Source organism: Mycolicibacterium brisbanense, assembly GCF_001570425.1.
Lineage (GTDB): Bacteria > Actinomycetota > Actinomycetes > Mycobacteriales > Mycobacteriaceae > Mycobacterium > Mycobacterium brisbanense.
Genome location: NZ_BCSX01000003.1, coordinates 22,834 through 45,351, shown reverse-complemented (window position 1 = coordinate 45,351; position 22,518 = coordinate 22,834). Strand labels below are relative to the sequence as shown.

Annotated in this window: 25 protein-coding genes; 5 read left to right on the top strand and 20 right to left on the bottom strand. The window is 68.2% G+C overall.

The genetic code is table 11. From position 1 onward, the window contains the following. Window positions 1-62: 62 nt before the first annotated feature. A complete protein-coding gene (locus RMCB_RS00895; RefSeq protein ID WP_062827246.1) occupies window positions 63-920 on the top strand; it encodes a ribonuclease Z in 858 nt (285 codons plus the stop codon). Here RMCB_RS00895 and RMCB_RS00890 read toward each other — a convergent pair. Both RMCB_RS00890 and RMCB_RS00885 read right to left on the bottom strand, forming a co-directional pair. Further along, a complete protein-coding gene (locus RMCB_RS00890; RefSeq protein ID WP_062827245.1) occupies window positions 887-1,768 on the bottom strand; it encodes a TIGR03560 family F420-dependent LLM class oxidoreductase in 882 nt (293 codons plus the stop codon). The two genes, RMCB_RS00895 and RMCB_RS00890, sit on opposite strands and share 34 nt — an antisense overlap. Further along, window positions 1,765-2,505 (bottom strand): hypothetical protein, encoded by a 741-nt coding sequence (locus RMCB_RS00885; RefSeq protein ID WP_234791948.1) that lies wholly within the window; start codon window positions 2,503-2,505, stop codon window positions 1,765-1,767. The genes RMCB_RS00890 and RMCB_RS00885 overlap by 4 nt, the downstream gene beginning before the upstream one ends. Window positions 2,506-2,676: 171 nt before the next feature. Between RMCB_RS00885 and RMCB_RS00880 the strand changes: the two genes are divergently transcribed. Then, complete coding sequence (locus RMCB_RS00880) at window positions 2,677-3,165, top strand: MarR family winged helix-turn-helix transcriptional regulator (RefSeq protein ID WP_062827244.1); 489 nt, start codon at window positions 2,677-2,679, stop codon at window positions 3,163-3,165. Here RMCB_RS00880 and RMCB_RS00875 read toward each other — a convergent pair. Genes RMCB_RS00875 through RMCB_RS00865 form a run of 3 tightly spaced genes read right to left on the bottom strand, consistent with a single transcriptional unit; the run spans window position 3,149 to window position 6,600 of the window. Beyond that, a complete protein-coding gene (locus RMCB_RS00875; protein WP_062827243.1) occupies window positions 3,149-3,988 on the bottom strand; it encodes a transglutaminase family protein in 840 nt (279 codons plus the stop codon). The two genes, RMCB_RS00880 and RMCB_RS00875, sit on opposite strands and share 17 nt — an antisense overlap. After that, the gene (locus RMCB_RS00870) at window positions 3,989-4,966 is read right to left on the bottom strand and encodes an alpha-E domain-containing protein (protein WP_029367271.1); all 978 of its coding nucleotides are present in this window, start codon (window positions 4,964-4,966) and stop codon (window positions 3,989-3,991) included. Window positions 4,967-4,977: 11 nt separating this feature from the next. Beyond that, window positions 4,978-6,600, bottom strand: coding sequence for a circularly permuted type 2 ATP-grasp protein (locus RMCB_RS00865; protein ID WP_062827242.1), 1,623 nt, complete (start codon window positions 6,598-6,600; stop codon window positions 4,978-4,980). 230 nt (window positions 6,601-6,830) lie between these two features. Here RMCB_RS00865 and rpsT point away from each other — a divergent pair, with 230 nt between their 5' ends. Beyond that, on the top strand, window positions 6,831-7,091 hold the full coding sequence (gene rpsT, locus RMCB_RS00860) for a 30S ribosomal protein S20 (RefSeq protein WP_029367273.1): 261 nt from the start codon (window positions 6,831-6,833) through the stop codon (window positions 7,089-7,091). Between the two features lie 10 nt (window positions 7,092-7,101). Here the strand turns inward: rpsT and holA are convergent, their stop codons facing one another. The 5 genes from holA to RMCB_RS00835 form a co-directional block, all read right to left on the bottom strand. Then, window positions 7,102-8,064, bottom strand: a complete 963-nt coding sequence (holA, locus tag RMCB_RS00855; RefSeq protein ID WP_201028207.1) for a DNA polymerase III subunit delta — start codon at window positions 8,062-8,064, stop codon at window positions 7,102-7,104. Between the two features lie 39 nt (window positions 8,065-8,103). Next, a complete protein-coding gene (locus tag RMCB_RS00850; protein WP_062827240.1) occupies window positions 8,104-9,621 on the bottom strand; it encodes a ComEC/Rec2 family competence protein in 1,518 nt (505 codons plus the stop codon). Then, complete coding sequence (locus tag RMCB_RS00845) at window positions 9,618-10,430, bottom strand: ComEA family DNA-binding protein (RefSeq protein ID WP_062827239.1); 813 nt, start codon at window positions 10,428-10,430, stop codon at window positions 9,618-9,620. Before RMCB_RS00845 ends, RMCB_RS00850 begins: the two co-directional genes overlap by 4 nt. Window positions 10,431-10,519: 89 nt before the next feature. After that, window positions 10,520-11,572 carry a hypothetical protein gene (locus RMCB_RS00840; protein WP_062827238.1) on the bottom strand — a complete coding sequence of 351 codons (1,053 nt, stop codon included), beginning with the start codon at window positions 11,570-11,572 and terminating at the stop codon, window positions 10,520-10,522. A 70-nt stretch (window positions 11,573-11,642) separates the two neighbouring features. Next, window positions 11,643-12,491 (bottom strand): SPFH domain-containing protein, encoded by an 849-nt coding sequence (locus tag RMCB_RS00835; RefSeq protein WP_062827237.1) that lies wholly within the window; start codon window positions 12,489-12,491, stop codon window positions 11,643-11,645. 152 nt (window positions 12,492-12,643) lie between these two features. Between RMCB_RS00835 and RMCB_RS00830 the strand changes: the two genes are divergently transcribed. After that, window positions 12,644-13,696 (top strand): NAD(P)H-dependent amine dehydrogenase family protein, encoded by a 1,053-nt coding sequence (locus RMCB_RS00830; RefSeq protein WP_062827236.1) that lies wholly within the window; start codon window positions 12,644-12,646, stop codon window positions 13,694-13,696. A gap of 13 nt (window positions 13,697-13,709) precedes the next feature. Here the strand turns inward: RMCB_RS00830 and RMCB_RS00825 are convergent, their stop codons facing one another. From RMCB_RS00825 to RMCB_RS00780, 10 genes are all read right to left on the bottom strand, one after another. Then, complete coding sequence (locus tag RMCB_RS00825) at window positions 13,710-14,198, bottom strand: SRPBCC family protein (RefSeq protein WP_062827235.1); 489 nt, start codon at window positions 14,196-14,198, stop codon at window positions 13,710-13,712. After that, window positions 14,198-14,524 carry an ArsR/SmtB family transcription factor gene (locus RMCB_RS00820; RefSeq protein WP_062827234.1) on the bottom strand — a complete coding sequence of 109 codons (327 nt, stop codon included), beginning with the start codon at window positions 14,522-14,524 and terminating at the stop codon, window positions 14,198-14,200. The genes RMCB_RS00825 and RMCB_RS00820 overlap by 1 nt, the downstream gene beginning before the upstream one ends. Window positions 14,525-14,582: 58 nt before the next feature. Next, window positions 14,583-15,425: a DegV family protein gene (locus tag RMCB_RS00815; protein ID WP_062827233.1), complete on the bottom strand. Its 843-nt coding sequence runs from the start codon at window positions 15,423-15,425 to the stop codon at window positions 14,583-14,585. A gap of 2 nt (window positions 15,426-15,427) precedes the next feature. Continuing rightward, window positions 15,428-16,189, bottom strand: coding sequence for a diglucosylglycerate octanoyltransferase (gene octT, locus RMCB_RS00810; RefSeq protein ID WP_062827232.1), 762 nt, complete (start codon window positions 16,187-16,189; stop codon window positions 15,428-15,430). Next, a complete protein-coding gene (gpgP, locus tag RMCB_RS00805) occupies window positions 16,179-16,847 on the bottom strand; it encodes a glucosyl-3-phosphoglycerate phosphatase (protein ID WP_062827231.1) in 669 nt (222 codons plus the stop codon). Before gpgP ends, octT begins: the two co-directional genes overlap by 11 nt. Continuing rightward, complete coding sequence (gene rsfS, locus RMCB_RS00800; RefSeq protein ID WP_062827230.1) at window positions 16,844-17,221, bottom strand: ribosome silencing factor; 378 nt, start codon at window positions 17,219-17,221, stop codon at window positions 16,844-16,846. The genes gpgP and rsfS overlap by 4 nt, the downstream gene beginning before the upstream one ends. Further along, complete coding sequence (gene nadD / locus RMCB_RS00795; protein ID WP_072278386.1) at window positions 17,218-17,865, bottom strand: nicotinate-nucleotide adenylyltransferase; 648 nt, start codon at window positions 17,863-17,865, stop codon at window positions 17,218-17,220. The genes rsfS and nadD overlap by 4 nt, the downstream gene beginning before the upstream one ends. Window positions 17,866-17,939: 74 nt before the next feature. After that, window positions 17,940-19,385, bottom strand: a complete 1,446-nt coding sequence (locus tag RMCB_RS00790) for a vWA domain-containing protein (RefSeq protein WP_062827229.1) — start codon at window positions 19,383-19,385, stop codon at window positions 17,940-17,942. After that, complete coding sequence (locus tag RMCB_RS00785) at window positions 19,385-20,287, bottom strand: AAA family ATPase (RefSeq protein WP_029367291.1); 903 nt, start codon at window positions 20,285-20,287, stop codon at window positions 19,385-19,387. Before RMCB_RS00785 ends, RMCB_RS00790 begins: the two co-directional genes overlap by 1 nt. A 19-nt stretch (window positions 20,288-20,306) precedes the next feature. Then, on the bottom strand, window positions 20,307-21,566 hold the full coding sequence (locus tag RMCB_RS00780; protein WP_062827228.1) for a glutamate-5-semialdehyde dehydrogenase: 1,260 nt from the start codon (window positions 21,564-21,566) through the stop codon (window positions 20,307-20,309). A gap of 73 nt (window positions 21,567-21,639) precedes the next feature. On the opposite strand from RMCB_RS00780, the gene RMCB_RS00775 reads away from it, so the two are divergent. Continuing rightward, entirely contained in the window at window positions 21,640-22,500 is an 861-nt protein-coding gene (locus RMCB_RS00775) for a PfkB family carbohydrate kinase (RefSeq protein ID WP_062827227.1), read from the top strand. The last annotated feature ends 18 nt before the right edge of the window (window positions 22,501-22,518 follow it).

The following is a 22,518-nucleotide window of genomic DNA, read 5'->3' as shown; positions in this document are numbered from 1 at the left end:
GTCGGCAACGGTCCGGGCGAAAGGGGCTCACCCAAGGCGCGTCACCGGGTATATCTGGGCGCATGATCGAGGTCACTCTGCTCGGCACCGGCAGCCCCATCCCCGACCCGGACCGCGCCGGGCCGGCCACCCTGATCCGTGCCGGCGGCCAGACGTTCCTCGTCGACTGTGGCCGCGGCGTGCAACAACGGTTGGCCGCAGTGGGTTCCGGCGCCAACACACTCAGTGCGCTGCTGCTCACCCACCTGCACAGCGATCACATCGCCGACCTGGGCGACGTCATCATCACCCGGTGGGTGACCACCTTCACCGAGCAGATTCCGCTGCAGATCATCGGGCCGCCGGGGACGAAACGGGTGGTAGAGGCCACGCTCGAGGCCTTCGGGCCCGACATCGGGTATCGGATCGCCCATCACGCCGATCTCACCGCACCGCCGCCGGTCGAGGTGCACGAATACACCGAGGGTCTGGTGTGGGATCACGACGGCGTGCGAACGCTGGTGGGCCCCACCGATCACCGGCCCGTGGAACCGACCATCGGGTTTCGTATCGAGCACCATGGCGCGTCCGTCGTGGTCGCCGGTGACACGGTGCCGTGCGCCGGCCTCGATGCCCTCGCCGCGGGCGCGGGCGCCCTGGTGCACACCGCGATCCGCAAGGATCTGGTGGAGCAACTGCCCATGCAGCGCATCCGCGACATCTGCGACTATCACTCATCGGTCGAGGAAGCCGCGGCCACCGCCGCGCGCGCCGGGGTCGGGATCCTCATCCTCACGCACTACGTGCCGGCGATCGCTGCGGGTCAGGAAGACGAGTGGCGCGCCAGGGCCGCAACGGAATTCGACCGGCAGATCGAGCTGGGCAACGACCTGCACCGCGTCGAGGTTCATCCGGGAGTCTGCGCCATCTCACGCAGCTGATCGGCCGCGCCGGCGACGACATCGAGATCGTCAGGGGCCCAGGGACGTCCGCGACTGATGAGCACGACGTGATCGAGGCCCAGTTCCCCGAGGGCCAGGCAGCGCTGAACCAACTGGGCAACCGACTCGCCAGGTGCTACAGCGGTGGTCACCGTGCGCTGGACCGCATCGGCAGGCCGCCCGACGTCGGCGCAATGCCGGTCCAACACTCCGAGTTGGCGACGGATGGCGCGCCCGCCGTCCGGAATGTCGAACAGGTTGCACGCGTCTGCGTACTGCGCGACAAGGCGTAGCGTGCGGCGCTCGCCCGTGCCGCCGATCAACACCGGAGGATGCGGCACGGTCACCGCTCGAGGACTGCCGATCGGCTGCTGTGCCGTCAGGTACTCACCGTCAAAGGCCGTCTGATCGCCACGCCACATGCGGTCGGCCAACTGCAGCACTTCGGTCATCCGCGCGAACCGTTCTGCGGTGTCCGGCAGGTGCAGTCCCATCGCCGTGGCTTCTGCAGTGTTGTAGCCCGCGCCGAGACCAAGCCAGGCCCGACCGTTGGAGAGCACATCGAGCGTCGTCACCGCTTTGACGAGCAAGGCGGGCGCACGGAAGGTCGCCGCCGTCACCATGGTGCCCAGCCGAACGCGGCGCGTCGCGGCCGCGAGGTAGCCGAGCACGGTGTAGGCCTCCAGCATCGGCTCGTCGGTCCGGCACGACGGATCGGCCTGCAGCAGATGGTCGGCCACCCACAGGGTGTCGACCGCGGTGCCATCAAGGCGTGCGGCCAGCGCCATCAGCCGGTCGTGGATCGGTTCCGGCCACGAGTAGTTCGTGACGCTGACGCTGAGCTTCATGCGTGCCGCCGATCGGTTCTCCGCTTCGGCAGGAGCGCACCGGCGACGATCAACCAGACGAATCCGGTGAGCCGGGCGATCGGCAACACCACGGCCATTTCGGGCCAGATGAGGACCAGCGTCGCGAATTCTGCCACCACGGCGATCGCAAGACCGACCCAGGCCAGCGTCCGCGGCAACAACCCGAGCAGCAGGCTCGGCACCGCGATGCCTGCGAGCAGCAGGCCGAGTGCCACGATGTGCCCCACCCCACCGGTGAGGAACACCAGGTAGTACAGCGCGCGAACCAGTCCGTCATCGACCACCACCTCAGGCCGGGACATGGCCCAGCAGATCAGCCCGGAGAGGGCGAGGGAGCCCGCAGCGAGAATCCCACCGGCCAGGGCGATGGTCGCCCCGGGCGCCGTGACGCCGAGCTGACGCAGCCGCGTGCTCACGGTCGCGGCGTAAATCGCCAGTGGCACCGATGCCGCGAATGTGCCTACCGCACAAGCCAACACGGCCCCGTGGTGGTCGTGGACGTATCGAAGAATGTCGGCGGCGGCGCCGTAGGGCAACGGCATGACACCGCCGATCACGACGCCGACGATGACCCCCGCCAGCAGCAACCCCAGCGAGACCGCGGCGAGCGGCGCCAGCGGTGGTCCGCCTTGTCTGCCGGGCCGGGCGGGCCCGGTAGACCGACCGAGCTGGGCGGTCGGGGCGGGCCGAATTCGATCACTCGATGAATCGTTCATAATTTGAACGATATGCCCGTGACGCACGAACGGCAATCCCCGCCCGGCGATCTGCTGAATGCTTGGCCGCTATCCCGCCGAATGCTTGCCCAGCGCCCTACCGAATGTCCACCCACCATCCCGCCGAATGTTTCCATATGTGAACCATTTGACGGTGATACGGTTTCTTGCATGGAAGGTGGGCCGGATACCGCGGCGTTCCTGCTGGCACAACTCGGCCACCGAGCAGCAGCGCTGTTCGCCGAGCAGATGGCGACCGTCGAACTGACCCCGCCGCACGCAGGCATTCTGCGCGCCATCGGCGCGCAGCCCGGGCTCAGCCAGCAGTCACTGAGCACCCAGCTCAGCCTGTTGCCGAGCCGGGTGGTCAGCTACGTCGACGATTTGGAGGACCGCGGCTACGTCGAACGGCGCCGCAACCCCGACGACCGCAGATTACATGCGCTGTACCTCAGCACCGCAGGCAAGAAAATCCTTCGGCGCATCGGCGAGCTGGCGCGCCGCCACGATGAGCAGATGACTGCGGGTCTCGATGCAGCACAACGAGAGACGCTGCGCGAACTGCTGCAGACCCTCGCCGATCGCCATGAGCTGACGCCGCACGTCCATCCGGGCTTCCGCAACCTGGGCCGCGCGGGCTCGGTCAAGCCAGCCGGGTGATCTCGACAACCACATCCAAGTCTGTGGAGCCCTCACCGGAATAGATGCCCTTGAGCGGTGTGACGTCGGAATAGTTGCGCCCCACACCGACGCTCACGTACCGCTCGTTGATCTCGACATCGTTGGTGGGGTCGTAGTTCCACCATCCGCCCGTCCATGCCTGGATCCAGGCATGACTCTGCCCGTCGATGGTGTCCCCCACCGCAGCCTTGCTGTCGGGGTGCAGATAGCCGGATACGTACCGCGATGGAATCCCCATGGAGCGCAACATGATCAACGACAGGTGTGCGAAGTCCTGACAGACGCCCTTACCCTCCCGCAGCGCATCGAGGCCCGATGAATGCACACCGGTTGTGCCGGGGACATAGTCGAGTTCGCTGCGCACCCATTGCGCGGCTACGACGACCGCGTCGCGCGGTTCGTACTCCTTGGCGATCCGCTCCCCCACCCGCTGGATCCGCTTGCTCGTCGGCGTGTACCGGGTGGGGCTGAGCACCTCGTCGAACCGGTCGAGCACCGCCTCGGAGGCAAGATCGTCCCAGCTGACGCTTTCCTCGGACCGCTCGCCCACTTCAGTTTCGACCACCGACGACGACGTCACCTCCAGTTCGGTGTGCGGCGCGTGCAGGTCGAATGCCGTCACCGCGGTGCCCCAGTAGTCCACGTAGCGGTAGGACCTCGTGGCCGGCACGGTCTCCACCCGGTTGAGGATCACGTTCTGACGCGAATCCGACCGGGGGGTCAGCCGCGCCTCGTTGAACGACGCGGTGACCGGTGACTTGTACGCGTAGCCGGTCGAATGCACCACCCGCATGCGCCACATCTACAGTTCCCCTTCTTCGATCACCAGAGCGTTGCCTCGGCCCGCGTCGGTCCAGCCCACCCACGGCGCGGCATGGAAATACTGCAGCGCCAACGCTTCTCCCACATCTCGGCAGGTTTTCTGCAAACCCGCAAGCCGCACCTCCAGTGATTCCAGCAGCGCACCGGGCTGCAGGAACTCCAACTCGCTGCGCGCCCGGCCCAGCAGCCGCTGTGCCTCGGCGGTCGCCCCCACCCGGCTGTGCGGACTGTTCTGCAACTCGTCGAGGCTGTGTTCGGCCAGCCGCAGCGAATGGAAGATCGACCGCGGAAACAGCCTGTCCAACAACATGAATTCGATCACTCGGCCGGCGTCGAGCACCCCTCGGTAGGTGCGCAGGTAGGTGTCGTGCGCGCCGGCCGAACGCAGCAGCGTGACCCACGCCGGTGACGATCCACTGTCCCCGACCCGCGAGAGCAGCAGCCGCACGATCATGTCGACGCGTTCGATCGCGCGGCCCAGCACCATGAACCGGTAGCCGTCGTCGCGGCTCAGTGTCGAGTCAGCCAGTCCGGCGAACATCGCCGCGCGGCCCTCCACATAGGACAGAAACTGATGCGGGCCCAGCCGCCGGGCTACCCGCTCCCGCTCGGCCAATCCGTTGTAGGTGGTGTTGAGGCATTCCCAGATTTCGGTAGAGGTGACCTCACGGGCGCCGCGGGCGTTCTCCCGGGCCGCGGAAATGGCTCCGACGATCGAGGTCCCGCCGTAGGTGTCTCGGCTGAACGCCACGATGTCGGTGAGCGACCACATGTCGAGTCGCTCAGCGGGCGGCTCGATGCCGAGGACGCGCAGCAGTGTCCGCGACGCCTGGTCCGGGTCGACGCTGGAATCCTCCAGCAGCTGATGGACCGTGACGTCGAGGATCCGCGCGGTATCGTCGGCCCGCTCCACGTACCGCCCGATCCAGTACAGCGATTCGGCATTTCGCGCCAGCATTCACCTCACCCCTACTGCTGCTGTTGGGACGACGAACCCACCGGTGCGCCATCGCTTTTCGGATCGGTCGCGGCTCTCGGCAGTGACCGCACCACCTCAGCGGCCGCGAGTTCACGGTTGGCCGCCGACGTGCGTGACGCGAGCACCCAGGTGTCCTTCGACCCGCCACCCTGGCTGGAGTTGACCACCAGGGAGCCCTCGGGCAACGCCACCCGGGTGAGCCCGCCCGGCAGCACCCAGACGTCATTGCCATCGTTGACCGCGAACGGCCGCAGGTCCACGTGCCGTGGCACCAATTTGCTGCCGACCTGGGTGGGCACCGTGGACAGCTGCATGACCGGCTGCGCGATCCAGCCCCGGGGATTGCTGCGGATCTTCTTGGTGATCGCCGCAAGCTCCTTGGCCGAGGCGTCCGGACCGAACACGATGCCGTATCCGCCTGAACCTTCTACCGGTTTGATGACCAGCTCGGCCACCCGGTCGAGCACCTCCTCACGCTCGTCGTCGAGCCAGCACCGGTAGCTGTCGACGTTGGCGAGGACCGGTTTTTCGCCGAGGTAGTACTCGATGATCGTCGGTACGTAGGTATAGACGAGCTTGTCGTCGCCGACCCCATTGCCGACCGCACTGGAGATGACGACGTTGCCGGCGCGGGCGGCGTTGAGGATGCCGGCGACACCGAGCATCGAGTCGGGCTTGAACTGCATGGGATCGAGGTATTCGTCATCGATCCGGCGGTAGATCACGTCGACCTGCCGCTCCCCTTCGGTGGTGCGCATGTAGACGACGTTGTCGCGGCAGAACAGGTCGCGACCCTCGACCAGCTCGGCACCCATCTGCCGAGCCAGCAGCGAATGCTCGAAGTACGCCGAGTTGTACACGCCCGGGGTGAGCACGGCGATGGTGGGATCGGCGACGTTGGTCGGTGCGGCGTTGCGCAGCGCCCGCAGCAGGTGCGACGCGTAGTCGCCGACGGCACGCACGCGGTTGGTGGCGAACAGTTTCGGAAAGACCCGCGCCATGGTGCGCCGGTTCTCCATCACGTAGGACACGCCCGACGGCGACCGCAGGTTGTCCTCCAGCACCCGGAAGTCGCCTTTGTCGTCGCGGATCAGATCGATGCCTGCGACGTGGATGCGGACGCCGTTGGGCGGGACGATGCCCGCCGCCTCGCGGTGGAAATGCTCACACGACGTGACCAGCCGACGCGGGATCACCCCGTCGCGCAGGATCTCCTGCTCGCCGTACACATCGTCGAGATACATCTCCAGCGCCTTGACGCGCTGGGTGATACCGCGTTCGAGCCGCGACCACTCCGCCGCCGAGATCACTCGCGGCACGAGGTCCATCGGGATGTGTCGCTCCTGACCCGACAGCGAGAACGTGATGCCCTGATCGATGAACGCCCGGCCCAAGGCCTCCGAGCGGGCCTGCAGCTCGGAGGCATCTGACGGAGCGAGCTCGGCATAGATGCCCTTGTACGGGCCACGCACGTTGCCGGAGGCATCGAACATCTCGTCGAACGCCGCGGCGTAGCGCCCGAGCCGGTTGTAGCCGTCGAAGACGCCTTGGTGTCTGACGCGCGCGGTCGGAGCGGGCTCGGCTCCCCTGGTCCGGGCTGTGCGGAGGCTCATCCCCAACATGCTGCACCACCTGTCGCGTTTTCGCCGTCCAACCACGCAGCCCGTTTCAGCCCGCCAAACGCGGGTTGACGTGGTAAAACGATGGCACCCTGTCAGTGCCCGGCGGCCGCCGCTTTGGGGGTTGGGGTACCGCGCTGGTACCCTGAACAGTCGCTGCCCGCTGTGCGGGTACCGCAGAGACTTAGGTAACCCCAGCTAGAGAATTACGAAGGAACTTCTACGTGGCCAACATCAAGTCGCAGGAAAAGCGCATCCTCACCAACGAGCGTCGCCGGCTGCGCAACCAGTCGGTGAAGTCGTCGCTGCGCACCGCCGTTCGCGGCTTCCGTGAGGCCGTCGAGGCAGGCGAGAAGGAAAAGGCCGCCGAGCTGCTGGTGTCGACCAGCCGCAAGCTCGACAAGGCCGCCAGCAAGGGCGTCATCCACGCAAACCAGGCCGCGAACAAGAAGTCCGCGCTGGCTCTGGCCCTCAACAAGCTCTGAGCTTCACGCTTCACCCCGCCGCGAGTTGCGCCACCCGGCGCACCGCGGCCTCAAGGGCGTAGTCGGCATCTGCCGCTGCGCCCTTTACGTCTGCATTGAGCGCGGCCACCACCCGCATCGCCTCCGCGACGGAGTCCCGCGACCATCGCCGCGCCTGCTTCTGGGCCTTCTGCACCCGCCACGGCGGCATACCGAGCTCCCCGGCCAGCTTGTAAGGGTCTCCCGACAGCGGGCCCACCCGGGCGATGGTGTGCACCGCCTCGGCCAGCGCATCGGCCAATACCACCTGCGGCTCGCCTGCGAGCATCGCCCACCGCAGCGCCTCCGCGGCGCCTGCCACGTCGCCGACGACGGCCTTGTCGGCGATGTCGAAGCCCTTCACCTCTGCCTTGCCGCTGTGATAGCGACGGACCGCGGCAGCGTCGACCTGACCGTCCGTATCGGCCACCAGCTGCGAGCACACCGCCGCGAGCTCTCGAATGTTCGACCCAACCGCATCGAGGACGGCGTTGACGGTGTCATCGGAAACCTTGACCCGTAAATCCCGGAATTCGCGGCGCACGAAGTCCGCCCGCTCCCCCGGCTTGGTGATGCGCGCACACGGATGCACTTGCGCCCCAAGCTTTTTCAATTGATCGGCCAGCGCCTTGGCCCGGCCACCACCGGAGTGCACGACCACCAGTGACGTGCCGGGCGGCAGGTCGGCGGCGGCACCGGCGATGAGCGAGACGGCGTCCTTGCCGGCTTCGGCAGCGGATTCGAGCACCACGAGGCGCTGCTCGGCGAACAGCGACGGACTGAGCAGCTCGGCCAGCTCGCTCGTACTGACCTCGCCGGCGCGCATCCGGTCCACCGGCACGTCGTCGGTTCCCGCCTGCGCGCGCGCAGCACGCAGGACTGCCGCGACAGCACGCTCGACAAGCAGTTCCTCGTCACCCAGCACCAGGTGTAGCCCTTCGGCCTGTTGGCTCACGCCGATGATGGTGTCACGCCGGGGCGACAGGGCTGACAGTCAGGCTTGCAGTGCATCCGACAGCGTCCAGGCCAGCGCGCACATGGCCAGGCCAGCCGCGGTCCGGCGCACCCAACGCCATCGCCACGCGCCCACCAGGGCCACTCCCCCAGCGGCCACCACCGCCACACCCGCCCACCCCGACGGCGTCGGTATTGCTGCGCCCGGCACGGCCGACGCCCACCGCGCGACCGACAACAACCACCACAGCTCGGGCCCAGTGAACCGGATCAGCAGTTGCGCCGCCGGGGGCCAGACGGTCGCCATCACCGCGGCCGCGGTGCCGAGCACGGTGATGGGCGGGATCACCGCCGCCACCGCGAGGTTCGCCGCGACCGCCACCAGGCTGAAGGTGCCCGAGATCCCGGCCACCAGCGGTGCGGTGACCAGTTGGGCGACGGCTGCGACGCTGACGGCTGCGGCCAGCGGACGAGGCCACCCGCGGGCCGCCAACCGCCGGGTCCACAGCGGTGCGAGCACCACGATGCCCGCCGTCGCGGCGACCGACAGGGCGAACCCGGCATCGACGGCCAATTCAGGTGCGGCAACCATCAGCACGATGACACTGGCCGCGAGCGCTGGAATGGCGCGCCTGCGACGGTGGATCAACACCGCGAACAGGGTCACCGCGCCCATCACCGCCGCACGCAGGACACTGGCAGACGGTTGCACCACAACGACGAATCCGATCAGGCCGAGCGCCGCAACGCCGACCGCCACCCGTGGCCCGAGAAGTCCCGCGCTCAGCAGCAGTGCACCGCACACGATGGTGACGTTGGCTCCCGACACCGCCGTCAGATGCGTCAGCCCTCCAACCCGAAACTGAGCGGTGGTCTGCGCGTCCACGGTCGAGGTGTCCCCCAGCGCCAATGCCGGCAGCATCGCTGCCTGGTCTGCGGGCAGGGCGGCCCGGGCAGACTCGGCGAACCCGGCCCTGATCCGCTGCGCCGCCCGCTGTACCACCGAGGCCTGCCCGAGCGTCGGCCGCCCGCTCGCGGTGAGCACGGCCACCGTGAGATCACGCCGGGTGGGCCTGCCGATCGCCGCTCGGAAGCGCGCGGGACGACCGACCGTCATCTCGCTATAGCCGCCTGCGGAGGCGAAGACCAGCACCCGCCCCGCGACGGGGAGGCCGTCCAGTTCGGCAAGGGCACCGCGGAACATGAGCCGGCCGCCCGCGATGACCCGCGGTGTCTCGGTGGCGCTGACGAGCACGGTCGCCGCGCCGCCGTAGCGGGCGGTGATCGGGTGGTGCTGCTGCTGGTGCACACGCAAACCGACGGCCACGGCGAACCCCGCACCGGTGGCCGCAACGGCCAGGACCGCGGCGACGCCGAATCGCAGACCGCCGAACCGGGTCAGCACCGCGACAACACCCGTCGCGGCGGCTGCGGCGAGCGCCGAACCGCCGATGCCCCACACGATGCCCGTGGCCGTCACGGCCCATGCCGCCAGTGCTGCCGGAAGCAACCGCAGGTCCAGCCGGTCGATCTCGGCCTCGGGTTCACCGGTGGTCACACGCGGACCAGCGGCCGTAGTTTCTCCAGCCGCGCCGGGCCGATCCCGTCGACCTCGCCGAGCTGATCCACGCTGCCGAACCGACCATGCGTGTCGCGCCACGCAACGATGGCGGCCGCCGTCACGGGTCCGACCCCGGGCAACGCGTCGAGCTGCTCGACGGTCGCGGTGTTGAGATCCACCGGCCCGGCCGGCCCGTGACCGGCAGCCGGCGTCGCGCTCGCGGTCGATGCCCCGGTGCTGCCGCCGGTCACCGAGCTGCCCATCGTGGTCGGCCTGCCCGGTGGTGCAGCGATTCCGACCACGACCTGTTCGCCATCGGTGAGACGGCGCGCCATGTTCAGCCCGACCAGATCGGCACCATCGAGCGGACCGCCGGCCGCGGTGAGGGCGTCGGCGATGCGCGCTCCGGCGTCCAGGGTGACCAGCCCCGGTTTCTGAACCAGGCCCACGACGCTGACCACGACCGGCCCCGCGGCGGCGCTCGGTGTCGCACTCGCAGACGAAACCATCTGCACCGGAGGCAGATTCGCCGCAGTTACCGGTGGCGGCTTGTCCCGCACCAAGGTGAAGACGGTGACGAGGACGGCCAACACACCGACCACGGCCAGTCCCACGGCCCCGGCTCGTCCCGGATCGGCGCGCGCGGCTGCCAGCCAGCCCGACGGTCCGTCGGGTGGGGTGTCGGGCAGCCAACGGGCCAGTGCACTGTCCGGCGGGGCGGTTGGCTCAGGATCAGGATCATCGGCGACCGGATCAGCAGGCGTCAGCCGGCGACGCAGCCGCTGCTCGGGCAGTTCGGTGGACATGCCACGACGGTAGGTACGCGCACGGACGAATCGGCCCGCCGCGGGCCCGAAAGTGTGCCGGCTGTGGATGAACTCAGCTTTGTGGATAACTACCGCGCGTGCCGCCCCTTGCGGCCCGTCGCCGAATCGGACGTGTTGGGGTGCAACGCCTTCGACTGCACGTCCGCGACGGATTTGACCACGCGGTTGACCCGGTCGATCGCGGGACGTGCCGTCAGCGGCTTGGCGGGCTTCACGGCGTTGCCCGTGTCGACCTCGGCGGGCGACGCGTGCGACTTCGGTGCCGCGACCGGGAGCCCCACCGAATGCGTTGCCGGGAACTCGTGTGCGGCCGCGGCGCGGATGTTCGTCACCGCGGTGTCGACGGAGTCCTTGACGATGGTCGAGGCCACGTGGACCACATCGGCGGCCTGGTTCGCGGCGGCTTCGACCGCGGCGACGGGATTGCCGGTCTCGGCCAGCGCCTGCGCACCGGCGTTCGCGGTCTGTACGACACCGAGCAGCACCAGCTCACCGGCCTGGAAGGCGACCGCGGCACTGACCTTGATGGCCTCCACAGCCACCACCTGCGGCAGCGTGTGGGCGCCGGTCTGGGACGGGTCCGGTGGCGGCAGCGGTTGGTGCAGCGCCGTCAGGATCGTCTGGCGGGCCGTGTCGATCGCCGCAGGCAACTGGCCCGGGGTGAGCAGCGCCGCCCCGACGTCGGACAGCTGCACCACGGTGACTTCCAGGTTGTTGAAGGCCTTGGGCACCACATGGAACACGTCGTTGAGGATGATGCCCTCGGCCGCCGTGTTGGCCGGGCCCGTCACCGCCGCGGCCGCCGCTCCGATCGCACGGGTCAGAGAACCGTTGGCGCCCAGGGAATTCAGGAACGCGACGGGCGCCTGCACCACGCCGAGCGGTACCGTCACCGCGCCCTGGACCAGGAACGGACAGATCAGGCTGCAATAGGTCGCCTGGTTCTGCAGGAACGCGATGGGGATGGCACCGAACGCCGGGGCGGCCGCGAGCCGGACCTGCTCACCGACGACGCGGGGCGCCACGAGTTGCGCGGGTGGCGTCACCGGGGCGATGGCGACCGCACCGATCGATGCGGCGGTGACGGTGGACAGAACGGCTGAGTGGACACGTGCATACACTTCGGCTCCCAAGAGTTGTGGTCCGGACACTCCTTCCAGACACGGCAGCCGAAGGACAATGGTTCAACACTCAAGTACCGGGTGCGGAAATCCGGCTGGGCAACGGCTCTTCGAGCGCGATGCCGCGGGCGTCGTCGGGCACACTGGGCCGGTGCGGCGGCGTCGCCCGCTCCAGGAACCGCAGCAGTTCAACCGGGAACGGCAGCACCACGGTGGAGTTCTTCTCCGCAGCCACTTCGACGACAGTCTCCAACAGTCGCAGTTGCAGGGCGGCGGGCTCGGCGGCCATCACATCGGCTGCCGCCGCGAGCTTTTCGGAGGCCTGCAGTTCGCCGTCGGCGGTGATCACGCGGGCGCGCCGCTCACGCTCGGCTTCGGCTTGCCGGGCGATCGAGCGCTTCATCGAGTCCGGGAGTACCACGTCCTTGATCTCCACCCGGTCGATATGGATGCCCCAGCCCAACGCGGGACTGTCGATGAGCAGTTCCAGACCCTGGTTGAGGTGTTCGCGGTTGGACAGCAGATCGTCCAGATTGCTCTTGCCGATGATCGACCGCAGCGACGTCTGCGCGACCTGACCGATCGCCGACATGTAGTCCTGCACATCGACCACCGCGCGCACCGGGTCGACGACGTTGAAGTAGATCACCGCGTCGACCCGCACCGTCACGTTGTCGCGGGTGATGCCGTCCTGCGCCGGGACCGGCATGGTGATGATCTGCGTGTTGACCTTCTGCAGCCGGTCGGCGACCGGGATCAGCATGGTCAGCCCGGGACTACGGACCTGATCCTGTACCCGGCCGAACCGGAACACCACCCCGCGCTCGTACTGCTTGACCACGCGGATGTTGCTGACGCCGACCCAGAGCAGGATCAGAAGGACGGCGCCGGCCGCGCCGAGGGAATAGAGCATGTCCATGATCAGACCTCGATCCGTCACTGTGGACCTCTATCCGATTGTGCGACGCGCGCGCTCGCGCCGCCAGGGCAATCTTGCCGGGGGCGACGACGAGTGAACACAGCGTCGATAGTGTCTACTACACCAGTGCAGACTCACCGAGGAGACGATCCATGACCGCAACACCCCGACCGCTCCGGGTCATCCAGTGGACCACCGGCAACATCGGAAGGCGCTCGCTGCACGCGATCATCGGCCGTGACGACATGGAGCTGGTCGGGGTGTACGCGTACGGGGCCGACAAGGTCGGCGTCGACGCCGCCGAGCTCGCCGGATGGCCGCAACCGACGGGCATCAAAGCCACCAACTCGATCGACGATCTCATCGCGCTCAAGCCGGACGCCTGCTGCTACAACCCGATCTGGCCGAGCATCGACGAGTTGGTGAGGCTGCTGGAATCGGGGATCAACGTCTGCTCGAGTGCGGCGTGGATCACCGGCGGAAAGCACACGCCTGAAGATCGCGCGCGTATCCAAAAGGCCTGTGAGGCAGGAAATTCCACCATATTCGGCAGCGGCGCACACCCCGGATTGACCAACATGGTCGGCATGGTGCTCAGCAGCGCGTGCGAACGCGTCGACGAAATCCGTATCACCGAATCGGTCGACTGCGGCGTCTACGAGTCCGCAGGAACGATGGCCGCGATGGGATTCGGGCAGGATCCGCAGACGCCCGGCTTGGCCGAGAGTGTGCGCCGCGAGAGTGAGGTGTTCGCCGAGTCGGCCGCGATGATGGCCGACGCCATCGGTGCAGAGCTGGACCGGATCACCTTCGACGTGCAGTTCACCGCCGCCACCGATGACACCGATCTGGGGTTCATGCAGATCCCGAAGGGCACCGTGGCCAGCGTGTACGGCTACCACCGCGGTTGGGTCGGCGAGAAGAATGTGGTCAGCGTCGGATTCAACTGGATCATGGGCAACCACGTCACACCGCCGAAGCCCGTGGCGCACGGTCACGTGATCCAAGTGTTCGGCGTCCCCAACATGCGCACCGTGGTGTACTGCCTGCCCTCCAAGGACTGGAGCGAGGTCAGTCTCAACGGGCTGGGCATGATCTACACGGCGCTGCCCGTGACCAATGCCGTGCCTGCCGTGGTCGCCGCGGCACCGGGCATCCTCACCCTCAAGGACCTGCCGCCGGTGACAGGACGCTTCGCGGGCTGACCTGCAGCGAAACTTATTGCGCCGCAATCTCCTCGGCGCGACCGACGAAACGGTCGAGGATTCCGGTCCAACCATCGGGCGATTCGAAGGCCGACCGCATCTGTCCGGCACGCTCGCCGTAGCGGTCCAGGTTGCGGTGCGTCAGATCGAGTCGGGTGCGTCCCGGCTCCACTGCTGTGAACGTCACCTCGACTTCGGTTTCGAAGTCGGGATTGAACTTCCAGTCGGCATCGAGTTGCCACAACAGGACCACCCGGCTCGGCGGCTCCCACGCCACGACTCGGCCCCAGTCACATTCGCTGCCGTCTTCGCCACGCTCGAACCACCGGCCACCGGCGTGCGGTTCGAGTATCACGTCGACTTGGGGCGCAGTGCCGATCGAGTGCTCGCGTGGCCAATATTCGCCGATCCGGGCGGTGAACAATTCGAACGTTCGCTCGCGGCTCAACGGCACGGTCACAGACCGCGTCACCTCCAGCTCAGCAGCTGATTGGGTGTCCATCATTTCTCCTCACGTCGCTTCTCGGCCTCGGCTTCTGCCAGCAATGCGAAATTGTCGAGCGTGGTCTCCCAGAACCGATCGAGGTAGCGGCGCACCACGGTCAACCCCGCTCGGTCGATGCGATACAGCCTGCGGGTGCCGACCACCGATTCCACGACCAGCTCGGCATCCTTGAGCACGCGCAGATGTTGGGAGACCGCAGGACGAGATACCGGCAGCTGGTCTGCCAGCACCCCGACTGCAACCGGCCCCTCCGAGAGAATCTCCAGAATGGACCGGCGGGTGTGATCCCCGAGTGCATCGAGGACAGCGGCAGCGGATGCCATATCGGTAAGTCTAGACTTACCGATATTTTCTCGTCAACCGTAAGTGGAGACTAACGGTTCACTCGGTATTGTCGAGCGACACGCACACCCCGACCGCACCGGCACCGACGTGCACGCCGAGCACCGCGCCCATGTCGGTCACCATCGGCGGCTTCAGCTGCGGCAGCCGCTCACTGAGCGCGACGCCGATCGCGTCGGCGCCTGCGGCATTGTCGACGTGGTGCACCGCGATGCCGGCCGGACGGTCTCCGATCACCTCGACAACCTGATCCACAAGTGCGGCATGGGCTTTCGACACGGTGCGGATGCGCTGCGAAAGCACCAGGCGACCGTCGACATCCATCCGCAGCAGCGGATTGAGTGACAGCGCGGTACCCAACCAGGATGCCGCGGTGCCGAGGCGACCGCTGCGGCGCAGGTTGTCCAGCCGATGTACGACGATGAACGCATGCCCCCGTGGCACTGCGGCGCGAGCCGCCGCCTCGACCTCGTCGAGTGCGGCGCCCGTGCGGGCCGAGCGGGCCGCGGCGAGTGCGACGAAACCCACCCCCATGGCCGCCGACCGCGAATTGACCACCCGCACCGCATGGCCGAATTCCCGCGCCGCCAACGCCGCCGAACTGTAGGTGCTCGACAGCGCCGCCGAGATATGCACCGCGACAACGCCATCGCCGTCACTGTCGGCCAGCGCCTGCCGGTAGGTGGCCGCAAGCTCGGCGGGCGACGCCCCTGCCGTGGTCACGCGGGCCCGATCGTGGATGTCGTGCGGGAGCGGGTCCACGCCGTCACGCAGGTCGGTGCCGTCATCGAGGATGTGCAGCGGAACCTGCCGGATCGCCAGATCGTCACGCAGGTCGGACCGCAGCCGCGACGACGAGTCCGTCACCACCACGACAGCCATCGTCAGTCAGCGGAATTCTGTTGTGGGACACCCGCTGTCGCGAGAGCCTTGAGCATCGACTCCGCCACCGCGCGATGTGCCTCGAAGTTCCAGTGAATGCCATCGGGGTTGCCGCGCCCACCGAGAACCTCGTCGGCGACGGCCGCTTTCAGATCCACCAACGGCACATCGTGTTCCTCGGCCCATGCCGTGATGGCCTGCACCGTCGGCTCCCGGCCGTGGTGGGCCTTGCCGTAGGTCTCGGCGATGTGCACCGAGGGCAGAGACGCCACCACCGGAATCCCTGGACGGTTGAAATCGATGGCGTTACGGGTCATTTCGAGATACTCGACGGTGACGTGCGGCGGAAGGGCGGAGCGGGCGATCGGCGACAACCGCGGCTGCAACCAGCCGTAACCGTCGCGTGCCCACCGCCGCAGCCACGCCGGCCGCACATAGCGGATCAGTTCCCGCAGCGCCGTCGGCAGCGGTGACGGCAGTGAATCCATGCCGCCGGTCGCAAAGATCACCGCGCCGGCCCGCGGCAACGCCGCCCAGGCCCGTGGGTCCTGAGTGGCCGCCCACCACACATCTCGACTGGTCCAGCCGATGCGACCGATGAGTTCCAGATCCCAACCGAGTTGGTCGGCAACGAGATTGGGCCAGATCCTGGGATCATCCGACGGCAACCCACCCGTCGGGCCGAAATAGGACAGCGAGTCCGCGAACACCAACAGCGTCGGCCTGCGCCCCTGAGCGCGACCGCCCGTGGGCTCAGAGGACATCGTTGGCCACCTGCGCGGACGCGTTCCACACGTCCAGTCGCCACCGGATGTCGTCGAAAGGCGCATCATCGGCGGAATGCCCGGACAGCTGCACCCAGCTGGCGTTGCCCATGCCGCCCAGCACCGGCCAGTTGTCCACCGGCAGGCCCAGCAGCCCCGCGGTGAGCGCCGCGATGAGCCCGCCGTGGGCCACCAACACCACGGGGCGCTCCGGCTCGTCGAGTCCCCACTCATGCTGCGTGGCAACAATTTCCGAAACCAGCGGGACACTGCGCCGGGCGACGTCGACCCGGCTCTCGCCGCCGTGCGGCGCCCACCGGGCGTCATCACGCCAGATCGCCCGGGCACCCGGTGCCACGGCATCGACCTCGAGGTGGTTCAAACCCTGCCAGTCCCCGAGATGTGTCTCGCGGAGCCGCTCGTCGATCTGCACCGGAAGTCCCGCTCGGTCCCCGAGCGTCATGGCGGTGTCGAGCGCGCGTTTGAGATCCGACGAGACGATCAGCAGCGGTTGACGTTTCGCCAGCACCTCGGCCGCAGCGGCGGCCTGGTCGCGCCCGAGATCGGACAGCTCGGTGTCGAGCTGGCCCTGCATGCGGCTGCCTGCGTTGTACTCGGTCTGGCCGTGCCGCAGCAGCAGCAGCCGACGGAACCTCATTCGGCGGCGTCCTGGTGATCCAGGTCGACGGGAATCTGCGGGCAGTCCCGCCACAGGCGGTCCAGGGCGTAGAAATTGCGTTCGTCCTGATGCTGGATGTGCACGACGATGTCGATGTAGTCCAGCAGCGTCCAGCGCCCTTCGCGGGTGCCTTCACGGCGGGCGGCCTTGTATCCCGCGAGCCGCATCTTCTCCTCGACCTCGTCCACGATGGCATTGACCTGACGTTCGTTGGACGCCGAGGCGATCACGAAGCAGTCGGTGATGACCAGCTGGCCGGACACGTCGATCACCACGACGTCGTCGGCGAGCTTGCCGGCCGCCGCGCGGGCGGCCACTTCGGCCATCGCGATGGCGTCAGCCGTGGCGGTCATCGGGCTCCCCCTCCGTTGTGGCCCTTCTTCGGGTTCGCGGTATAGAGGCCGCGCTTGGCCACGTACTGCACCACCCCGTCGGGTACCAGGTACCAGATGGGCCGGGAGGCCTCCGCACGCTGACGGCAGTCGCTCGACGAGATCGCCAGCGCGGGCACCTCCACGAGTTGCAGCGCGTCGGGTGGGAGCTCCTGACGGGCTGCCGAGATGTGCTTACCGTCGAGCTCATAGCCCGGTCGGCTGACGCCGACGAACTTCGCCATCGAAAAGAGGTCCTCCCAGTTCTGCCAGGACAGGATCGACGCCAGGGCATCGGCGCCGGTGATGAAGTACAGATCACTGGTGGCGTTGAGTTTCCTCAGGTCACGCAGCGTGTCGGTGGTGTAGGTGGGGCCGCCCCGGTCGATGTCGACCCGGCTCACCGAGAACCGTGGGTTGGACGCCGTGGCGATCACCGTCATGAGGTAGCGGTCCTCGGCGGCGCTGACCTGGCGGTCATGCTTCTGCCAGGGCTCGCCGGTCGGCACGAACACCACTTCATCCAGGTCGAACAGATCGGCGACCTCGCTGGCGGCGACCAGGTGCCCGTTGTGGATGGGATCGAACGTCCCACCCATCACACCCAGTCTGCGCCGTGTTGCCACGAGCAGCCAGCTTACGGCAGGGGTGGTTCGGCCTCATGAATGGCGGTTTTCGGCCGCTGCGGCCGGGCGCTGACTCAGACCGGCAGCAGCCCGTCGATGACCGAGGCCAGCTGCTTGGCCGAGCGGCACTCGTGCATGGTGATCACCTCGCCGTACTTGGGTGCCGCCGAGTCCCCGCTGCCCCACAGGTGCCTCGGCTCGGGGTTGAGCCAGTGCGCGTGCCTGCTCGCCGACACCATGTGCGCCAGCAGGTCGGCCTGCGGATTGCGGTAGTTGTTGCGCCCGTCTCCGAGCACCAGCAGCGAACTGCGCGGTGAGAGCACACCCGGGAACTTCTCCAAGAACGATACGAACGCATGCCCGTAATCGGAGTGCCCGTCGCGGGTGTACACGCCGGCCTCCCGGGTGATGCGTTGCACCGCGACCGCCAGGTCGGCTTCCGGGCCGAACAGCTCGGTGACCTCGTCGGTGGTGTCGATGAAGGCGAAGACGCGGACGCGGGAAAACTGCTGACGCAGAGCCGCCACCAGCATGAGCGTGAAGTGGCTGAAACCGGCGACCGAGCCGGACACGTCACACAGCACGACCAGTTCGGGCCGGGCGGGGTGCGGCTTTTTGAGCACCACGTCGATCGGCACGCCGCCGGTCGACATGGACTTGCGCAGCGTCTTGCGCAGGTCGATCTCGCCTGCTCGGGAGCGACGCCGCCGCGCGGCCAGCCGGGTCGCCAGGGTGCGGGCCAGCGGCGCGACGGTCTTGCGCATCTGGCGCAGCTGTTCGCCTGAGGCGCGCAGGAATTCGACGTTCTCGGCGAGCTGCGGCACACCGTACATCTGGACGTGCTCGCGGCCCAGCTGTTCGGCGGTGCGGCGTTTGGTCTCCGCCTCGACCATCTTGCGCAGCTGTGAGATCCGTTGCGCAGCCATCGCTTTGGCGATCTCTTCTTGGGTGGGCGTTGGCTCGTCGCCGTACGGGGCCAGGAGCCCGGCGAGCAGCCGGCCCTCCAGATCGTCCAGGCTCATGGCCTTGAGCGCCTGATACGACGAGTACGACGGCCCGCGGCTCGACGTGTACCGGCCGTAGGCCTCGACGATCTGGGCGATCATCGCGGCCAACCGATCGTCGAGGCTGGCCAGATCCTCGTTGTCGGAAAGCATTTGCACCAGCGCGGCCCGCATGGCCTCGACATCCTCCGGCGGCAGCTGGTGTGGCTGGTCGTCCGGCGCGTCGTCGTCCGACAGCACGGTGCGCGCCCCCAGCGCAGCGGGGAAGAACAGATCGAACATCGCGTCGTAGGTGTCGCGGTGGTCGGCACGGCGCAGGACTGCGCACGCGATACCCTCGCGCAGGGCCTCGCGGTCCCCCAATCCCAGCACCGTCATCACCCGGCCCGCATCCACCGTCTCCGACGGGCCGACCGAGATGCCTTGCTTGCGCAGGGCTTCGACGAACTCGACGAGATGTCCCGGCAGGCCGTGGGGGGCCAGCGGCTGCGGTGGTCGAATCCGGCGAGCGGCCATCAGTTGAGCCTCAGCTCCCCGGCGGCTCGCTGCTGATCGGACTGGTGTTTGAGCACCACGCCGAGCGTGGCGGCGATCATCGCGTCGTCGATGGTGTCCAGTCCGAGGGCCAGGACGGTGCGGCCCCAGTCGATGGTCTCGGCGACCGATGGGAGCTTCTTGAGCTGCATGCCCCGCAACACTCCGATGATCCGCACGAGTTCGGCGGCGATGTGCTCGGGCAGTTCCGGGACCCGGGACAGCAAGATGCGCCGCTCGAGGTCGGCGTCGGGAAAGTCGATGTGCAGGAACAAGCAACGACGCTTGAGCGCCTCGGACAATTCGCGGGTGGCGTTGGAGGTCAGCAGCACGAACGGCGGCCGCTCGGCGGTGATGGTGCCCAGCTCCGGCACGGTGACCGCGAAGTCGGACAGCACCTCCAGCAGCAGGCCTTCGATCTCGATGTCGGCCTTGTCTGTCTCGTCGATCAGCAGCACTGTCGGATCGGTGCGCCGGATCGCGGTCAGCAGCGGGCGGCTCAGCAGGAATTCCTCGCTGAACACGTCCATCTTGGTCTGATCCCAGTCGCCACCGCCGGCGGAGCCGGCAATCGAGCCTTGGCCCGCCTGGATGCGCAGGATCTGCTTGGCGTGGTTCCACTCGTAAAGTGCGCGGGCCTCGTCGACGCCCTCGTAGCACTGGAGCCGCACCAGTTCGCTGCCGGTGGTCTGCGCGACCGCGCGGGCCAGTTCGGTCTTGCCCACCCCGGCCGGCCCCTCCACCAGCAGTGGCTTGCCGAGCCGGTCGGCGAGGAAAACCGCTGTGGCCGTGGCGGTATCGGGCAGGTATCCGGTTTCGGCCAGCCGCCGCGCGACATCGTCGATGTCGGCGAACAGCGGCGCCGGGCGCGCGGGCACGCTCACGTGGTTCTCCCTTGGTTGTCTAGGACGGCCGGGTCTGACCGTCGCCCCATACGATCCATTTCGTCGAGGTCAGTTCGGGCAGCCCCATCGGGCCGCGGGCATGCAGCTTCTGGGTCGAGATGCCGATCTCGGCGCCGAAGCCGAACTGCTCGCCGTCGGTGAACGCCGTGGAGGCGTTGACCATCACCGCGGCCGCATCGACCCGTTCGGTGAACCGTTGCGCCGCAGCGAGATCCGTCGTCACGATGGCCTCGGTGTGCCCGGTGCCGTATTCGTTGACGTGCGCGATCGCGGCGTCGACGCCGTCGACCACGGCCAGCGCGATGTCCATCGACAGGAATTCCGCGCGCAGTTCGTCCTCGGACGGGTCGGCGTGCACGGTGACACCGGCATCCTGCAGCGCCGCTACCAGCCGCGGCACCGCCACATCGGCGATGGCGGCGTCGACCAACAGCGACTCGGCGGAGTTGCAGACGCTGGGCCGCCGGGTCTTGGAGTTCAGCAGGATCTTCTCGGCCAGCTCGAGGTCTGCCGATTCATGAACGTAGACATGGCAATTGCCGACGCCGGTCTCGATGGTCGGCACTTGCGCGTCGCGCACCACGGCGTCGATCAGACCGGCCCCGCCACGCGGGATCACCACGTCGACCAGACCGCGGGCCTGGATCAGATGCGTCACGCTGGCCCGGTCGTGGCTCGGCAGCAACTGCACGGCGTCGGCGGGCAGCCCCTCGGCCACCAGAGCGGTGCGCAGGGCATGCACCAGTGCCTCGTTGGAGCGCACCGCCGAGGAACTGCCGCGCAGCAGCGCCGCATTGCCGGATTTGAGCGTCAGCCCGAACGCGTCGACCGTGACGTTGGGCCGGCCCTCGTAGACCATGCCCACCACGCCGAGCGGCACGCGCTGCTGACGCAGCTGCAAGCCGTTGGGCAGCGTGCGCCCGCGCAACACCTCACCGATCGGATCGGGCAGCCCGGCCACCTGGCGCAGGCCCGCGGCGATGCCGTCGATGCGTTGTTTGTTGAGCGCCAGCCGGTCCAGCATCGCCTCGGGCGTACCCGCGTCCCGGGCCGCGTCGAGGTCGCCTGCATTGGCCGCCAGCACGGCGTCGGCGCTGGCCAGCACACTGTCGGCCGCCGCGTGCAGCGCACGGTTCTTGGTTGCGGTGTTCAGTGTGGCCAGGGTGCGTGCCGCGACCCGGGCGCGCCGGGCAGCCTCGTGCACCTGCTCCCGCAAATCCTGCGTCGGCGCACTCACGGCGGGTGTCTGCACACTCATCGTCCCAGGGTATCGGAGGTGTTCAGGAGAGCTCGACACGTGTCAGCACCCGACTGGTTTAGCGTTGTCGACTATGGCGTCCTCACGGGTGTGCGTGGTCGGAAGCGTCAATGCGGATCTCACGTTTGCCGTACCGGCTCTGCCCAAACCGGGTCAGACCGTGCTGGCGTCGTCGCTGATGTCGGCCTCGGGCGGCAAGGGCGGTAATCAGGCGGTCGCCGCGGCACGCGCCGGGGCCGCGGTCAGTTTGGTCGCCGCACTCGGCGACGATCCGGTCGCCGAATCCCTGCGCGCTCATCTGCGGGCCAACGGCGTCGGCCTGGACGCGGTTGCGACCGTGCCCGGGCCGAGCGGGTCGGCGGCCATCGTCGTCGAGGCCGGCGGCGAGAACAGCATCGTGGTGGCGCCCGGCGCCAACGCGCATGTCGAGGTCAAGTCCGCCGCTGCCCGCGCCGCCATCACCTCCGCCGAGGTGGTGTTGATGCAGTTGGAGATCCCTCCGGCGACTGCGATCGCCGCGGCCCGGCTCGCCCGGGCTGCCGGTGCGGTCGTCATTCTCAACGCGTCACCCACGGGGACCCAGGCCCATGACCTGCTGGCGTTGTCCGAAGTGGTCGACGTGGTGGTGGTCAACGAGTCCGAAGCCGCCGAATGGCATTGGCCGGTAAACCATCTGGTGATCACCCGGGGTTCGCGGGGAGCGAGCTACATCGGCGCCGACGAGCGATTCGACGTGCACGCACCGGCCGTCCGGGCGGTGGACACCACCGGAGCGGGCGACGTGTTCGCCGGTGTGCTGGCTGCCGATTGGCGCTCGGGGTTCGAGGACGCGCTGCGCCGCGCGTGTGCGGCCGGCGCCCTCGCGACACGGGTGCGCGGCGCGGGTGACTGCGCCCCGACCGGGGCGGACATCGACGCGATGCTGGCCCGCTGAAGCACTGAACTGAAGGCG

Bases quoted from the DNA above. Each gene is read 5' to 3' on its own strand.
- RMCB_RS00895 (WP_062827246.1), top strand. From the start codon at position 63: ATGATCGAGGTCACTCTGCTCGGCACCGGCAGCCCCATCCCCGACCCG.
- RMCB_RS00890 (WP_062827245.1), bottom strand. From the start codon at position 1,768: ATGAAGCTCAGCGTCAGCGTCACGAACTACTCGTGGCCGGAACCGATC.
- RMCB_RS00885 (WP_234791948.1), bottom strand. From the start codon at position 2,505: ATGAACGATTCATCGAGTGATCGAATTCGGCCCGCCCCGACCGCCCAG.
- RMCB_RS00880 (WP_062827244.1), top strand. From the start codon at position 2,677: ATGGAAGGTGGGCCGGATACCGCGGCGTTCCTGCTGGCACAACTCGGC.
- RMCB_RS00875 (WP_062827243.1), bottom strand. From the start codon at position 3,988: ATGTGGCGCATGCGGGTGGTGCATTCGACCGGCTACGCGTACAAGTCA.
- RMCB_RS00870 (WP_029367271.1), bottom strand. From the start codon at position 4,966: ATGCTGGCGCGAAATGCCGAATCGCTGTACTGGATCGGGCGGTACGTG.
- RMCB_RS00865 (WP_062827242.1), bottom strand. From the start codon at position 6,600: ATGAGCCTCCGCACAGCCCGGACCAGGGGAGCCGAGCCCGCTCCGACC.
- RMCB_RS00845 (WP_062827239.1), bottom strand. From the start codon at position 10,430: ATGTCCACCGAACTGCCCGAGCAGCGGCTGCGTCGCCGGCTGACGCCT.
- RMCB_RS00835 (WP_062827237.1), bottom strand. From the start codon at position 12,491: ATGGACATGCTCTATTCCCTCGGCGCGGCCGGCGCCGTCCTTCTGATC.
- RMCB_RS00830 (WP_062827236.1), top strand. From the start codon at position 12,644: ATGACCGCAACACCCCGACCGCTCCGGGTCATCCAGTGGACCACCGGC.
- RMCB_RS00825 (WP_062827235.1), bottom strand. From the start codon at position 14,198: ATGGACACCCAATCAGCTGCTGAGCTGGAGGTGACGCGGTCTGTGACC.
- RMCB_RS00820 (WP_062827234.1), bottom strand. From the start codon at position 14,524: ATGGCATCCGCTGCCGCTGTCCTCGATGCACTCGGGGATCACACCCGC.
- RMCB_RS00815 (WP_062827233.1), bottom strand. From the start codon at position 15,425: ATGGCTGTCGTGGTGGTGACGGACTCGTCGTCGCGGCTGCGGTCCGAC.
- octT (WP_062827232.1), bottom strand. From the start codon at position 16,189: ATGTCCTCTGAGCCCACGGGCGGTCGCGCTCAGGGGCGCAGGCCGACG.
- gpgP (WP_062827231.1), bottom strand. From the start codon at position 16,847: ATGAGGTTCCGTCGGCTGCTGCTGCTGCGGCACGGCCAGACCGAGTAC.
- rsfS (WP_062827230.1), bottom strand. From the start codon at position 17,221: ATGACCGCCACGGCTGACGCCATCGCGATGGCCGAAGTGGCCGCCCGC.
- RMCB_RS00790 (WP_062827229.1), bottom strand. From the start codon at position 19,385: ATGGCCGCTCGCCGGATTCGACCACCGCAGCCGCTGGCCCCCCACGGC.
- RMCB_RS00780 (WP_062827228.1), bottom strand. From the start codon at position 21,566: ATGAGTGTGCAGACACCCGCCGTGAGTGCGCCGACGCAGGATTTGCGG.
- RMCB_RS00775 (WP_062827227.1), top strand. From the start codon at position 21,640: ATGGCGTCCTCACGGGTGTGCGTGGTCGGAAGCGTCAATGCGGATCTC.